Below are 14438 nucleotides of genomic sequence, written 5' to 3' on the forward strand. Positions count from 1 at the left end.
ATCAGTTATTGCCAGCAAATGAGCGGGGTCATTACCCAATTTCACCTTTGGGTGTTGAGTTGGGAATTTGGCAAGGTAGGTATCAGAATGTGGAATTACCTTGGTTGAGATGGTGGGATGAGCGGGGAAATTTATTGTTGACGGGATGGGAGACAACTGAACAGGAAAGTCAACGCGCAGAACGAGCAGAATTACAGCTACAAGAGGAAAGTCAAAGAGCAGAACGAGCAGAATTACAGGTAGAACAGGAACGCCAAAGAGCGGAACGGTTGGCGGCGCAGTTGAGAGCGATGGGAATTGAACCGGAAGGGTGAGCTATGGGGATATTTTTGGGAGATAGACTGTTTAGGGGCGAAGCACGATCGCATTAATACAAAATCTGGGTTGATTACCCCCTATTTAATTTTGCGCTAGAACATTGTAGAGACGTTTCATGAAACGTCTCTACAGCAGGTCAAGATAAGAGGGGTAATCGTTGCAGATTCCGTAACATCCGAAATTAGCACGGGACGAAAAGTGCTGCTTCGAGATTTTTGAGAGCAGATTCCAAATCGTCATTGACAATTTGAATATCAAATTCATTAGCTGCTTCTATTTCTTCTTTTGCACGACGGAGGCGACGAGTAATTGAGTCCTCCGACTCTGTACCCCGATTGCGAATTCGATGCTCTAATTCGCATAGGGAAGGGGGCAAAATAAATAGACGCAGCGCGGTGGGAAATGTCTCTCGAATTTGTCTGGCTCCTTCGAGTTCGATTTCTAATATGATGCACTTACCCTGAGAAATTAACTTTTCTACCGCTAGTCGGGGCGTACCGTAATAGTTACCGGCAAATTCAGCCCATTCTAGCAGTTCCCCATCCTTCGCCATTTGCTCGAACTCTTCGATGCTGACAAAATAATAATGCTGGCCGTGAATTTCTCCCGTCCGGGGGGCGCGGGTTGTCACGGAGACAGAAAGCTCCAGTTCTGGATGGTGCTGGAGGAGCGATCGCAATAAAGTACCCTTACCGACCCCACTAGGCCCTGTAAAAACGATGAGTCTGCCTGTCTGCATATTATTCATTCTAGATTTTAGATTTTAGATTTTAGATTGGTTTAAGTCCAAAATCCCAAATCCTAAATGAACGGGTTCAATGGTCGCTGGCAGATCCCTCTTTACTAATCATGAAGCGATTGGCAACCGTTTCCGGCTGAATCGCTGAGAGAATTACGTGGCTAGAATCGGTAATGATGACGGCTCTCGTGCGACGCCCGTAAGTTGCGTCAACCAGCTGGCCCCTATCCCTCGCGTCGGTAATTATACGCTTGATGGGGGCAGACTCCGGGCTGACAATAGCAATCACCCGACTTGCAGAAACGATGTTGCCAAAACCAATGTTGATTAATTGAATGTCCATGACAAACTGACGGCTTAGCAATATGAGGAGCTAGTAATATATTTTCAATGGTAATTCTAAAAATTCGGACTTACAAGGCTAAAATCCACGATTGCTCTTATTTTTGGTGAATATTTTCTGTTTTTAACCTTTTTTTGAATTTGACATCAATCAAAAGATATAAAAGTGAGGAGATTTGGCTACCGAAAAAGACAGAACAGCTAAATCTAGGGCCAGCAGCCGGGAATAGGCAAAGGGGAACCCACAGCATAGATTTTGGTCGGAACTTTAATTAACATAGCCATAACATAAAGATTCAGTAAAATTGGCTAGTCCTTTATAGACGGAGCCATAATGACTGGTTTACTCTGGAACAAGAGGGAAAGGGGAATGAGTCAGGGATAAAAATTCCGTAACGGATGCGCCTTACTTAACCCAGAGTCAGTAGACATTCAGCAAATAGTTAATAGAGAGTTTAGGAGGAAAAAGTATGAGCCATATACGCAAAGCATTATTTGCACTAGCAGCAGTAGGACTGGGAACTTTATCTGTACCCACAGCAGCCAACGCTTTCAACCTCGTGGATCGCACGGGTTTTACCGATACGCAATTTAACCAAATGCGTACTGATGGGTTATTTACAGAACTGTTCGTTGCGGAGAGTCGAATTGGCAACAACAGTACAAGCACCGCAGAGCGAGAGTTAGGTATCAATACAGATACAGGTGCGCCTGTAGCAATAGGCGATCGTACTTGGGGAAATGGTGGGCTAGTTGATTTCGTCCTGGAATATACGGGAAGTTTGGTAAAATACACCGTTGGCGGTCAGCTTCTCAGCAGTACGGCTTTTAGTGGCCTCGCAACTGACATTTTCCTCCGCACTCGTGCTGCTGACAAGAGTACTATGACAATGAGCGACCTGGTTTTTAACGGAGTGGGAATTAGCAGTCTGTCTTCTTCAGGTGTAGGTGGTAACAGTGATGTAGACTATCTCCAGCTTAGCGGTATATCCACTCCCTTCACACTTACAGGTAAATCAATGATGAGCTGGACGGGAACTCAACCGATGCGTTCTAATCTCGCCTATCAAATTAAGGTTGGCACAACACCACAGACTCAAAGTGTACCTGAGCCTGGTACTGTGGGTGCGATCGCGCTGACTGGTTTGTTAGCGCTTGGTTCCAAAAAACAGCAAAAAGCAGTCAAGGAATAGCTTTTGACTCATGGTTAATCTTCGATAGGGTGGCTAATACCACCCTATTTTTTATAGATTGATAAAGATAGAAGTACACTAAGGATCTAGATTTAACTCAAAAAAAGCTTTAGTTCGTGCAACCTGTTGATTTCACTACACTGACAGCTACTTGCTGTGACTTGCGAGCAAACTGGCTTCCATCGCGCCTCGAACAGGTTTATCAGCGCGATCGCTTTACGATTGCGATCGCGCTACGAACAATGAACAAACGGGGTTGGCTGACCATTTCCTGGCATCCCCAAGCTGCACGCCTTGGGATCGCAGATCCTCCACCCAAAGCCCCAGATACATTTACCTTTAGTCAACAGCTGCGGCACCAATTGGGCGGTTTGGCGTTAATATCAATAGAAGCGATCGCACCTTGGGAGCGCGTTCTTGACCTCCAGTTTGGCAGGCGTCCCGGAGAAACCCCCCTCTGGCATCTTTACGTCGAGATCATGGGCAAATACAGCAACGTCATCTTAGCTGATGCCAACAACCTCATTATTACTGCCGCCCATCAAGTCAGCCAGCAACAATCTAGTGTCCGTCCCATCCAAACCGGACAACCTTACGAAATTCCTCCAGTCCTCACCGATCCAATTCCCAGTCTCAGCGAATCCCAACAGCGCTGGCAAGAACGAGTTAGTCTCGTACCGGGGAAAATAGGGCGCTGTCTGCTCAAAAATTATCGCGGTCTAAGTTCGGCACTCGTACAATCGATCGTACAAGCAGCGGATCTTGACCCCGATCGATCTACCGAAACTTTGACAGAATCAGATTGGCAGAAGTTATTTAGCCGATGGCAAGAATGGTTGCAAGCTTTAGAGAATTACCAATTTCAACCGGGTTGGACATCAGAAGGATATACTGTACTGGGTTGGGGTGCGATCGGGCCTGCTAAAGATATCCATACTTTGCTCGATCTTTACTACACCCAACAACTAAATCAACAAGTATTCTCCCAACTACGCCATCAACTGAGTCAGAAACTCAACAGTATTCTAGGAAAATTGCGGCTTAAGGCTAACACCTTTGAGCAAAAGTTACAGCAATCTGATGATGCAGATAAACACCGACAACAAGCAGACTTGCTGATGGCGAATCTCCAGTTATGGTCACCGGGGATGAAATCAATTATCCTCGCCGACTTTGAGAATGGCAATCCTATTACTATTGCCTTAAACCCAGAAAAAAATGCTGTACTAAATGCCCAAGCTCTTTACAAACGGCATCAAAAACTCAAACGCGCTCGGAATGCGGTTGAGCCACTACTAGCGGAAGTAAAAGCGGAAATTTACTATTTAGAGCAGGTAGAAGCAACAGTATCCCAACTAGAAATATATACCAATTCAGAAGATTTACAAACCCTAGAAGAAATACGCGAAGAACTTATTGGACAGCGATATCTTGAAGCCGGTTATGTGGCGTCTGTGGGGCAGGGGTCGAGAGGGGGCAAGCAAGATTCCCACCCTACAAAACAGGAAGCATCAAGTATAAATTTCTATCGTTTCCGCACTCCCAGCGGTTTTGAATTACTGATTGGTCGCAATAATCGGCAAAACGACCAGCTGACTTTTCGGATTGCTGGAGATTACGACCTTTGGTTCCACACCCAAGAAATTCCTGGCTCTCATGTACTATTGCGTTTAGAACCTGGGGCTGTACCTGATGAAGTCGATTTGCAGTTCACGGCTGACCTTGCTGCCTACTATAGCCGATCGCGACAGAGCGATCGAGTTCCCGTTGTTTACACCGAACCCAAGCACGTCTATAAGCCCAAGGGCGCAAAACCTGGTGTAGCCATCTACAAGCAAGAGCGCATTGTTTGGGGGCGTCCTCAGCACGCAAATAAGTATATCACGCAACGTGACCAAAATTAATATCAGATTTACGTATTGTTACGGTGGAATTGCGCCGTAGTCGCGTAGACTATATAAATAGAGGGACACAGAAAGAACCTCTACCTAAAGAAGTAAATTCTTTAAAGTAAACTTTTGTAAAGTTCTCTCTCATGTTACAATAAGTTTACAGAGCTTTACCCCCTGTGAGCTTGGGAACGCACAGTTAGGGTTTCCTCTAATTCAAGCGACAACACAACGTATTTAATTTATCAAACCAGTCTTTGAAGAGGCTGGTATTTTTTTATCCTTAAATAGCAGTTCTGGATGTGTTGAGCGCAAAGTGCTATTGTTGATTGAGTTAATAAACTCCAGAAGAGAGTTATGGACGCTGAAGAATTGCTTAGACGGTATGCTACAGGAGAACGGGATTTTACTGGAGTAAAGTTGCCAGGAGTCCGTTCGATTGATAAAAATCTCCGAGGGGCTATTTTTAGGGAAGCCGACCTTAGTAACGCTTGTTTGGATTGGACTAATCTCAGTTATGCCGACTTGAGCTATGCCAACTTGAAAGGGGCGCGTCTTGGTGAAGCTGCGTTGCAAGGAGCTAATTTAGAGTATGCTGACTTGAGTAATGCTGTATTCGGACAAACTTCTTTTAGCGATGCCAACCTCAGTCATGCCAATTTGAGGTATGCTATTTTGACTGAAGCTTCTTTCTTCGATGGTAATCTCAGCTATGCCGATTTGAGCGGAGCTTCTGGTTTTAGTATTAATAGATGCCAGGGAGCTACTTTTTGTGAAACCATCATGCCCGACGGAAGTATCAGAACCGATAGCGTTTGAGGTAAAAATACCCGACAAGATAACTATTTCAGTGTTCTATCCTCCTCAAAACTATCTCTTTGCTCTAATATATCCCTCTTCTGTCACTTTCCGAGCTAACCCTTACGCAGAGGGGATTTCAGCTATCGCTCCCAACGAGCTTATTCGAGTATAAAAAAATCGTAGACCGCTTTCTCTGAAAAGGCTTGAGGATTGGGAAATCGGAAAAGTTCTCGGAGAGTGACAGAAGAGGGATAGTATTTATTTCTAATCAAAAAGCGTCCAGATTTTCAAGTCGGCATAATGTCATCGAGGCGCAGTTGAAGGTATATAGCGTTTTCAAATGAGTCGTGAACACATATTTAATAGTGAATGTTGGGTTACGACGCGGGAAAAAACGTATCTGTGAGCATTATTAAGTTAATTACCGCGTCTAACCCAACCTACCATTGTTTACACCTCAAATGGAAACACTATAGTCAATGGTCATTAGCCATTGGTTCTTTGCCAATGACTAATGACTATTGACCAATGACTACTGACTAGAAACTAAACGTTGTTCGGATCGTACCGATGACAATATCATCGTTGTTCTTGTTGTGGTCTGGAGCAGTGAGCCAGATAACCCCAGGCGTAATAGAGATATTATCGCTCACTTGGATTTGGTAAAATGCCTCGACGTGGTATGAAGGGTCGTCATCGTCGCCACCTAAACCAGCATTAAATAAATCGTTGGATAGATTAGCACTGGCATCAGCGATCGGCTCAATACCCACGATGATACCGCCAAGGTTACCTTTCTTACCCAGGTCTGGAAAACCAAGGGTAACGGCACCATTAAAGATATCGATATTGCCACGGTTAATTTGTCCGCCCAGCGTAGAAAGAGTGCGAGTATTCGTGTAGCCAGCCCAACCGCCGATCACAAAATTACGGGCTAGTTGCCACGATAGCTCGACACCGTAGGAGTTGCTGGAAATGGGCAAATTGTTATCACCAGCAAACGGCTGGAAAGCATCTAAAGTCGATCGCAAATTAGCAACCCGACTGCCAGTTCCCATGTCTCTGTTGTAGGAGTGAACGTAAGTCAAACCGAGTTGTAAACCAGCACCGGGCTTAAACACAACCTGTGCCAGGGCACCGTAAGGCCCACCAAACAAACCGCTGCCATCACTCGGATCGTTGACCGAGGTGCCTTGATAGCCCAAACTGATTTCAATATTATCGTTGAACTCGTGCTTGAGTCCTATGCCAGCGCCATCCGCCAGATAATAAATCCCGTGGCGCGTCCCAAAGCGAGACAAAGCACCGCTGCCACCATCTCCATCCAGGACGTTTAAGGTATTGGCAAAGCTATCCGACCCGGTAGCATTTGCGCCGATCACGACCTCAGTGCGTTTGCCTAAAGGGAAAGTGTAGGACAATTCATCCAGGACGATATCATTATTGCCCGATTCCTCAAAAGGGCCACCACCAAAGGATAAATCGCCTTCTGGGGTGAAGGTGGAAGTCGCAGAAAAGGCAGCCAGATTACTTGCTTGCAGTCGCGTTCTCAACCTGTCTCTGCCGGTAAAGCTGGTTTCAAAGTTGAGGCGAACGCGATCGGCAAAAATAGGTTGGTTGTCTATCTCGCGGCCAAAAGCATCATCTCCTTTGACGATACCTGCCACCGCAAAAATTGCTTCTCCTTGAAGTTTGGTAGTAGTCGAGAATTGCTGTGCTTCCAGTCGTGCTGCGCGTGCTTCCAGTGCATCCACGCGACCGCGCAGGGTAGTGAGTTCAGCCCTAAATTCTTCTTGCAATCGCCGGAGGGTGGCTATTTCCTCTGCACTTATGCCTCCACCACCTGCTGCGGCAATCAATTCTTGTATGCGGTTTAAGCAAGAATTTAAGCCTGCGGCAAATTCATAGCGGGTCAAGGCGCGGTTGCCGCGATAAGTGCGATCGGGATAACCTTCAATACAACCGTAGCGCTCCACAAGAGATTGTAGGGCTTGAAATGCCCAGTCTGTCGGTTGAACGTCCCGCAGTTGCGAAACCGAGGTGACTTGAGATAGAGAGTTTTTAGGTTTTTCGTTGTTGTAGCGGTTGATTTGATTTAAAGTGCTTGTCGCATCGGGGGAGGCGGTAACCCCCACTTGAGGTGTCGCTGGGATTTCGTCTGCGTAGGACGCTGGCATTGTTGCTGCTGCGATCGCTAGTGTCGCACCCAGTACGGCTGGGCTCAATAGCAGATAATTGCACAAAAGTTTTAACATATTGAACCTTTTACTCCTCACACCGATTCCAGATTATCAGCATTCCTTTGAAAACGCCCTTAAGGGCGATCGTATCGCCGTATCCAGACAAAAGGTCTTTTTGGTAAGACTCAATGATATCTGATTTCCATAGCCTAGTGCCAATACGAGGCTAGGGCAGTCCTTGGCGAAGCAGAACCCTGTAGTAGAATGAGATTTATTCTCGTATCTAGTTTAGAATTTAGATTGATTCTCATTACATCTCTGCCAAGGTCAATCCAAAATCCTAGAATCCAAAATCGATTGACCTCTGGCTCGCCTTCCCAGGAGAAAAACCGTGATTCGTCCTAATTTGCAAGGATTGCTAATGGCCTTGCTGCTGCCTGTGTTAGCCGCCACTGGCTGTAATCAATCTAATTCGGCACCCGTGTCTCCCACAACCGAGTCTTCGCCACAGTCGCGACAACTCAAAGTTGTGGCGACATTTTTGCCCATGTACTGGTTCACCAAGGCAGTTGCTGGGGATTTGGCCAACGTAGAAGTTTTGGTGCCACCAGGTACGGAGGTGCATGAGTACCAGGCAACGCCAAAGGATGTGAAAGCTCTAGCGCAAGCTGATGTGCTGGTCAAAAATGGCTTCGGTTTGGAAGAATTTCTCGACAATACCGTCAAAAACGCCCAAAACACCAAGATAAAAGAGATTGAAGCGTCGAATGGCATTAAACCTTTGCAGGAAATCTCGCCCGTCGTTAAACCAACCGAAAAAGCAGACGCAGATGAGAAGCACGACGAAGTTGGCAATCCTCATGTTTGGCTAGATCCGGTATTGGCAATCAAACAGGTGGAAAATATTCGCGATGGTTTAATGGCAGCCGATCCAGCCAATAAAGGAGCCTATCAAGCTAATGCTACCGCCTATATCCAGCAACTGCAAGAGATCGATCGCCAGTTTAAGCAGAGTTTGCAGCGATATCCCAATTGCACCTTTGTTACCTTCCACGATGCTTATCCTTACTTGGCACAGCGATATCAACTCAAACAGGTTGCTGTAGTTGAAATTCCCGAAGATCAACTTTCACCAACGGATATACAAAAGACGATCGCCGCCGTAAAACAGTACAAAGTTAAGGCTTTGTTTGGGGAACCTGGAGTAGACAACAAATTGCTCAAAAGTCTTTCTCAAGATTTGAATTTGACCCTCCGCCCGCTGGATTCTCTGGAATTTGGGTCACTAGATCCGCAGCATTACTTCACTGCGATGAAAATTAATCTGCAAAATCTTGAATCTGCTTGTCGGTAGATTAAAAAGTTTTGAGTTTTTAATTGATAAAGTTAAATTGGATGAAATGAATTTTGAGTCACTCCCCGTTTTGAAGGTAGAAGGCTTAACGGTGTACCGGGGAACCTACCAAGCTGTTCGTGATGTCTCTTTTGAACTGCTACCTGGAACGGATACGGCTGTAATTGGCCCGAACGGTTCTGGTAAAAGTACGCTTGTGCAAGCAATTCTAGACCTGATGCCTTACACTGCTGGGAAAGTAGAGATTTTTGGTCGGCCAGTCAAACAGCTAGGGCGTCGGCAGCGTCAGATTGGTTACATTCCTCAACATTTTATCTTCGATCGCAGTTTTCCCATTTCTGTTGCTGAATTGGTAGGACTGGGATGGGAGAATAAAACGCAAAAGTCAAAAGGCGATCCCCCCCTTAAAAAAGGGGGGAGAAAGAAAGGTTTTTCCTTTTTCCCCTTTTATTTGTGGTGGCAAAATCCAGAAAAGGAGGAAGCGATCGCACAAGCATTGCACCGTGTCAATGCCTATCACCTACGCAAACAAGCGATCGGCACTCTCAGCGGTGGCGAACTAAAGCGGGTATTATTGGCTTACTGCTTGGTGAGTCCCCGGCGGCTATTGGTACTGGATGAGGCGTTTGCGGGATTGGACGTTTCAGGGGAAGCTGATTTTTACACTTTGTTGAATGAACTGAAGAACGAACAACGTTGGACTGTTCTACAAATTTCTCACGATTTAGATATGGTGAACCGCCACTGCGATCGCGTCCTCTGTCTCAACCAAACATTAGTTTGTTCTGGATCGCCAGATACTATTCTTTCCCCTGAAAACCTATTAGCCACCTACGGCCCAGCCTTCAGTCGCTATCAACACCGACATTAATTTTAGATTTTAGATGGCTACCAACCATTACCAGAAGAAACCTCACCCCCCTAACCCCCCTCTCCTCCAGAGGAGAGGGGGGAGAAATACTCCCCTCCCTGTTGCGGGGTGGGGTTGGGGGTGGGGTTCCACTGTCCTGGCGAATGACTGGTAGCCTTTTAGATTTTAGATTTAAAATCCAAAATACAAAATTTAAGCAGTTTCATCCAAATGTTCTGCAACCGATCGATAAAGTTCTAATACATGATGATCTAGAAGGCGATAAAAAACATTTCGTCCTTGTTTTCGGTAACTCACTAATCGCATTGTCCGTAAGACGCGCATTTGATGGGAAACTGCTGATTCACTCATCTCTAGCGCTACTGCCAAATCGCAAACGCAGAGTTCTTTTACTGCTAAAATTGAGACAATTCTCAGGCGATTGGCATCACCCAATAAACTAAAAAACTCTGCCATGCGTTGAGCTTTGTCGGTATTAATGATTTCCTGCTGAAGATCTTGAACATCTTCAATCTCAACGGCGTGTGGCGGATGACAGGTGAGGCTTTCTTGCTGTTGAACGAGATTAGTTACGACACCATTAAAGCTTGGCTGAATTGACATATTAAAGTTACAAGTGAAATTAATTTTTATGTCTTTTGTATTGGAATGGGTGTTTCGATAATGATTTCCCTGAACGAACTTGCTCACTATCATGCTAGCTTATTGGCCGTGACTGATGGCGGTAACTTGATGGAACTGCTACAGTTTCCTTTTATGCAGCGTGCGATCGCAGGCGGCGTCTTGATGGGATTGCTGGGAGGCTTACTAGGTTGCTTCGTCACCCTGCGACAATTGTCTTTTTTCAGCCATGCGGTCGGTCACTCAGCTTTGGTGGGAATTGTTTTAGGTGTCTTGCTACAATTAAACCCCACCTGGATGCTGCTGCCCTTCACTCTCGCTTTTGGTTTAGCGGTACTCTATTTAATCGACCAAACGGATTTAGCCAGCGACAACATCCTCAACGTTGTACTATCGGGAACTTTGGCAGTCGGTATTATCCTCAGTGGCTTGATTAAAGGTTATCGCGGCGGCTTGATGAATGTCCTGTTCGGGGATATTTTGGCGATCGACCAGATTGACATAGTACTCACGCTGATGTTAGTCCTGAGTGCTGCAATCTATCTGCTATCAACGCTACAGCAGCAAATCCTGTTGACGCTTAATCCCTCTGTAGCCAAAGTTCAAGGCATCCCAGTCCAGTTACACCGCTACTTGTTTGTCGTACTGCTGTCTCTAACAGTCGCCTTGGCAACCAAAGCGATCGGCATTTTATTGGTGAATGCTTTTCTAGTAATTCCAGCCTCTGCTGCCAAATTACTGAGTAATCAATTTAACCGCTTTCTCGCACTCTCTGCGATTATAGGTGTCCTCAGCAGCATTGTCGGCATACTGTTGTCTGGTATTTTCAACTGGGCTTCTGGCCCCAGTATTGTTTTAGTTCAGTTTTTCGTGTTTTTAGCCGTTACTGGCTTGATTAAGCTCAAAATATGGGCTACCTGAAACTGCTTAGTAGGGTGGACAATGCCCACCCTACATTCCTTTAGCAGCCACAACCGTGATGACCGCAGCCTGTGCGATCGGTGTGACCGTTTGCACAAGCGTCGCTGCAATAGTACTTGCCATCTTTTTGCACTGCGTCGCTGATTGAGATATTGCAAAGGCAAGGCTCACAAGCACATTTCATTGAGGTTACGGTAGTCATAGTTCTTTCTCGATCGATTCTGCTTTAACTATAACGTATGAACAGATATTCAGATATCTTTTAATAAATCTTCAAGAATTGCTTTGGAAGTCCAAGCGCAAACCGCTATAAAATTATTTTGGCAATCTTCCTCATAAGGGCTTGCCAAAACCAGGATAAGTTTGTTATATTGCTAAAGCGCTGAAAAAACAGCTGGCCGGGATAGCTCAGTTGGTAGAGCAGAGGACTGAAAATCCTCGTGTCCGGAGTTCAAATCTCCGTCCTGGCATTAAACTTATACAAACACAAATACCTTAACTTGCCTTTCAACCCATCCCTAGTTGGGATGGTGGTTGAAACTTGCCCTTTCTACTCGTGTGATACTATATTCTATTTTTTTGGGTAAATTAGAGATTAAGGAGTTGCGATCGCACTGTAGGGTGTGTTAGCGATAGCGTAACGCACCAACCAATATGACAATACAATAAATAATTTAAGAATAATTTAATTTCACCCTGACTAGCTCCCTATGCCTAATTATCGAAGACCTAATGTTTCTGGAGGTACATATTTCATCACACAAGTCACTTATCAAAGAGATTCTTGGCTTTGTAGTGACATAGGGAGAAAAGCTCTCCGAGAAGCAATAAAAAAAGTAAAGGAAAAATATCCTTTTTGTATTGATGCTTTTGTTTTATTACCCGATCATTTCCATTGTTTGTGGACTTTACCCCCTGATGATAAGGATTTGTCGGTGAGATTGCGCTTAATTAAAACTTATGTTACCAAACATTATGGACAAGCATTAGGGGTTAATCGAGCCGTTTCTCAATCACGACAAAAGCGAGGAGAAAGTAATCTTTGGCAACGTCGGTTTTGGGAGCATTTAATTCGGGATGAACGGGATTTTGAGCTTCATTGCGATTATATTCATGATAATCCGGTTCGACATGGATTGTGTGAAAATCCCCAAGATTGGCAGTATTCCAGTATTCATCGGTTTATTGCTCAGGGAATTTATCCGCCAGATTGGGGTAAAGATGGCAGAAAGGAAAAACCTCAAGGATCTTGGGATGATTAGCAGTCGTAGGGTGTGTTAGCGACAGCGTAACACACCTTAAATTAACATAAAGATGGTGCGTTACATTTGTATATATTTGATGGTGCGTTACACTCCGTTAACGCACCCTACAAGATCGGCGATCGCACTCAATTCTTAACTTTTGCGATCGCCAATAACCTCTCCCAACTCAACAACGAAGCCAACCATTTTTGCTTGCCCAATCTCGAATGAAATCAGATAACCTCAACGGGACTCATCGGTTTGGCATAACGACTAAGCTCACCGGATTCACTTAACTTTTGCAACTCAACCGATAGAATTTCAGCATTCCGGTGCAGCGATTTGTTATGCAGCGACGATCATCTCAGCCAAGAACGTGAATAAAGAACAATGAATCCGTTTCAAGATGGCCTCCATTCATTTTGGTAAGCTCTACTTCGCTTCACAAGAGCTTCAATAGAATCATTCTTGAGATTAAGTTCTATCACTAGGCAAATTCGTAAAATAACAGTTAGTGTATAGAAAAGTTGCAATAATTCTTGTCCTTTTGCTGCTTGCTTCCGTTTTTCTTTATCATGATGTGTCAACGCATTTCGTGTATCAGCAGATCTACGAGCAAACTCCGCCTTGTCGCTATCACTTCCTATAAAATCATTAGGCAAAAAAGGAGAAATCTCACCCAAAAGTTCTTTCAGTCTTGTTTCTAAAGTAAACCTTGTTTGAGCCTTCAGCTTTCCTTTTAGAGCGTTTCTAAACTCGTCACTGATTCCGCTTTCTTGATCTTCGCTTTCACTTGGGAAATTATTTAAAACCTCTTCAAACTTTTTGTACAGTCCTTTTTCGTAAACTTTTCTGTCTTGATATATGCCTTCATACTTGTTTGTATGATAAGCCTCCAAAGCCTGAACTATATTTAGAAAGCCATAATGCAAGTAAAGATTTGAAGTGTATATTGTAGACATCAATAAATCAAAGACAGGCTCATATACTTTTCTTTTGTCAATCCATGCCTCAAAGACTTGCCCCAGATTATCTTCTACATCACTAAACAGAAACAACATTTCATGGGTTGATATTTTTATCTCGGAAGTCTTTGCCGAGTTCCATAAACCAAATAGTATAGTAACCTGAGCTTCTTGTAGTTCTTCCTCTAAAGTGATGTCCCCATTTGGTTGCTGAACAGGTTTTATATGGATAACATCCGTATTTGCATTAACTTCTATTACTGAAGTCGCTTTTGTCATAGCAAAACTAAGTAGATCACGAAAATTTATTAATAGGTCAATACATTCATCCAATGGTTGATTGGATGTATTTTGTATGGTTAAGTAAGTTTTTTGTTCGACATTTGCTTTGTAATAAATCGCACCAAAATAAAAGTCAAACGGATTTACATATATTTTAGAAAAAGTAATATCTAAATCTAGCTCACCAATTCTCGTCAAATGAATATTTGTCGGTGGTTGATAACTTATCCATAATTTATTTTCATCCCGCACCACGAAAGCTTGTATTCCAGACTTGCCAATCCATTCTTTCAGATGAGAATATTGAACATAAATAGATTTGAGTTTTATATCTTGCTCGTTTTCAAAATGGATTTTCCTAAAGATGTACTCAGCATTGAAAGATAGAGTAGGTCTTCCTTTTACAAACTCAAAGTTCTTAATTCGTCCAGAGCATCTGAATAAACTAATTTCTTCATTGTTATCCAACAAGCCAAGAATAATAGTTTCTTTCGGTTTAATGAAGTCAAGAGCTATGCCGGATGCTGCATTTGAAATCTCGGCTGCATTTGAAATCTCGGCTGCACGAAAGAGTTCGCTTGGAAAATTGATGTTTTCTATTTCACCTATCTCCTCAAACTGGGAGCTATAGAATGGCTCTTCCGTACCTATGGTGATAAGTGAAACTTATTTAAATAAGCAAGCTAATAGCTTCTCTCGTAAAGATTGAAAGCTCTTA

Annotated in this window: 14 protein-coding genes, 1 tRNA gene and 1 pseudogene; 10 read left to right on the forward strand and 6 right to left on the reverse strand. The window is 44.1% G+C overall.

Features of this window, described 5'->3' with window-relative positions:
* Positions 1-314: pseudogene (locus LAY57_RS18790) on the forward strand (Uma2 family endonuclease); the annotation flags it as partial.
* Between the two features lie 185 nt (positions 315-499).
* Here LAY57_RS18790 and gmk read toward each other — a convergent pair.
* Together gmk and remA are read right to left on the reverse strand one after the other, a co-directional pair.
* Positions 500-1057 carry a guanylate kinase gene (gmk, locus tag LAY57_RS18795; RefSeq protein ID WP_249068358.1) on the reverse strand — a complete coding sequence of 186 codons (558 nt, stop codon included), beginning with the start codon at positions 1055-1057 and terminating at the stop codon, positions 500-502.
* 76 nt (positions 1058-1133) lie between these two features.
* A complete protein-coding gene (gene remA / locus LAY57_RS18800; RefSeq protein ID WP_249068341.1) occupies positions 1134-1400 on the reverse strand; it encodes an extracellular matrix/biofilm regulator RemA in 267 nt (88 codons plus the stop codon).
* Positions 1401-1869: 469 nt separating this feature from the next.
* On the opposite strand from remA, the gene LAY57_RS18805 reads away from it, so the two are divergent.
* From LAY57_RS18805 to LAY57_RS18815, 3 genes are all read left to right on the forward strand, one after another.
* On the forward strand, positions 1870-2592 hold the full coding sequence (locus LAY57_RS18805) for a choice-of-anchor W domain-containing protein (RefSeq protein WP_249068342.1): 723 nt from the start codon (positions 1870-1872) through the stop codon (positions 2590-2592).
* Positions 2593-2708: 116 nt separating this feature from the next.
* On the forward strand, positions 2709-4496 hold the full coding sequence (locus LAY57_RS18810; RefSeq protein ID WP_249068343.1) for an Rqc2 family fibronectin-binding protein: 1788 nt from the start codon (positions 2709-2711) through the stop codon (positions 4494-4496).
* Positions 4497-4838: 342 nt separating this feature from the next.
* Positions 4839-5300 (forward strand): pentapeptide repeat-containing protein, encoded by a 462-nt coding sequence (locus tag LAY57_RS18815; RefSeq protein WP_249068344.1) that lies wholly within the window; start codon positions 4839-4841, stop codon positions 5298-5300.
* 521 nt (positions 5301-5821) lie between these two features.
* Here the strand turns inward: LAY57_RS18815 and LAY57_RS18820 are convergent.
* A complete protein-coding gene (locus tag LAY57_RS18820; RefSeq protein ID WP_249068345.1) occupies positions 5822-7537 on the reverse strand; it encodes an iron uptake porin in 1716 nt (571 codons plus the stop codon).
* Positions 7538-7853: 316 nt separating this feature from the next.
* Between LAY57_RS18820 and LAY57_RS18825 the strand changes: the two genes are divergently transcribed.
* Positions 7854-8816, forward strand: coding sequence for a metal ABC transporter solute-binding protein, Zn/Mn family (locus LAY57_RS18825; protein ID WP_249068346.1), 963 nt, complete (start codon positions 7854-7856; stop codon positions 8814-8816).
* A 46-nt stretch (positions 8817-8862) separates the two neighbouring features.
* The gene (locus LAY57_RS18830; RefSeq protein ID WP_249068359.1) at positions 8863-9687 is read left to right on the forward strand and encodes a metal ABC transporter ATP-binding protein; all 825 of its coding nucleotides are present in this window, start codon (positions 8863-8865) and stop codon (positions 9685-9687) included.
* A gap of 192 nt (positions 9688-9879) precedes the next feature.
* Here the strand turns inward: LAY57_RS18830 and LAY57_RS18835 are convergent, their stop codons facing one another.
* Positions 9880-10290 carry an ArsR/SmtB family transcription factor gene (locus LAY57_RS18835; protein WP_249068347.1) on the reverse strand — a complete coding sequence of 137 codons (411 nt, stop codon included), beginning with the start codon at positions 10288-10290 and terminating at the stop codon, positions 9880-9882.
* A 60-nt stretch (positions 10291-10350) separates the two neighbouring features.
* Here LAY57_RS18835 and LAY57_RS18840 point away from each other — a divergent pair, with 60 nt between their 5' ends.
* Positions 10351-11229, forward strand: a complete 879-nt coding sequence (locus LAY57_RS18840; protein ID WP_249068348.1) for a metal ABC transporter permease — start codon at positions 10351-10353, stop codon at positions 11227-11229.
* Between the two features lie 40 nt (positions 11230-11269).
* Here LAY57_RS18840 and LAY57_RS18845 read toward each other — a convergent pair whose 3' ends face one another.
* Positions 11270-11431, reverse strand: coding sequence for a metallothionein (locus LAY57_RS18845; RefSeq protein WP_249068349.1), 162 nt, complete (start codon positions 11429-11431; stop codon positions 11270-11272).
* Between the two features lie 195 nt (positions 11432-11626).
* Here LAY57_RS18845 and LAY57_RS18850 point away from each other — a divergent pair.
* The 3 genes from LAY57_RS18850 to LAY57_RS18860 all read left to right on the forward strand — a co-directional run bounded on the left by LAY57_RS18850 (position 11627) and on the right by LAY57_RS18860 (position 12704).
* Positions 11627-11699: transfer RNA gene (locus LAY57_RS18850), tRNA-Phe, on the forward strand.
* Positions 11700-11939: 240 nt separating this feature from the next.
* Positions 11940-12491: an REP-associated tyrosine transposase gene (locus LAY57_RS18855; RefSeq protein WP_249068350.1), complete on the forward strand. Its 552-nt coding sequence runs from the start codon at positions 11940-11942 to the stop codon at positions 12489-12491.
* Positions 12492-12557: 66 nt separating this feature from the next.
* A complete protein-coding gene (locus LAY57_RS18860; protein WP_249068351.1) occupies positions 12558-12704 on the forward strand; it encodes a hypothetical protein in 147 nt (48 codons plus the stop codon).
* A gap of 170 nt (positions 12705-12874) precedes the next feature.
* Here LAY57_RS18860 and LAY57_RS18865 read toward each other — a convergent pair whose 3' ends face one another.
* Positions 12875-14377, reverse strand: a complete 1503-nt coding sequence (locus LAY57_RS18865) for an ApeA N-terminal domain 1-containing protein (protein WP_338022442.1) — start codon at positions 14375-14377, stop codon at positions 12875-12877.
* Positions 14378-14438 lie beyond the last annotated feature (61 nt).

Origin of the sequence: Argonema antarcticum A004/B2, assembly GCF_023333585.1 — a bacterium.
Classification (GTDB): domain Bacteria; phylum Cyanobacteriota; class Cyanobacteriia; order Cyanobacteriales; family Aerosakkonemataceae; genus Argonema; species Argonema antarcticum.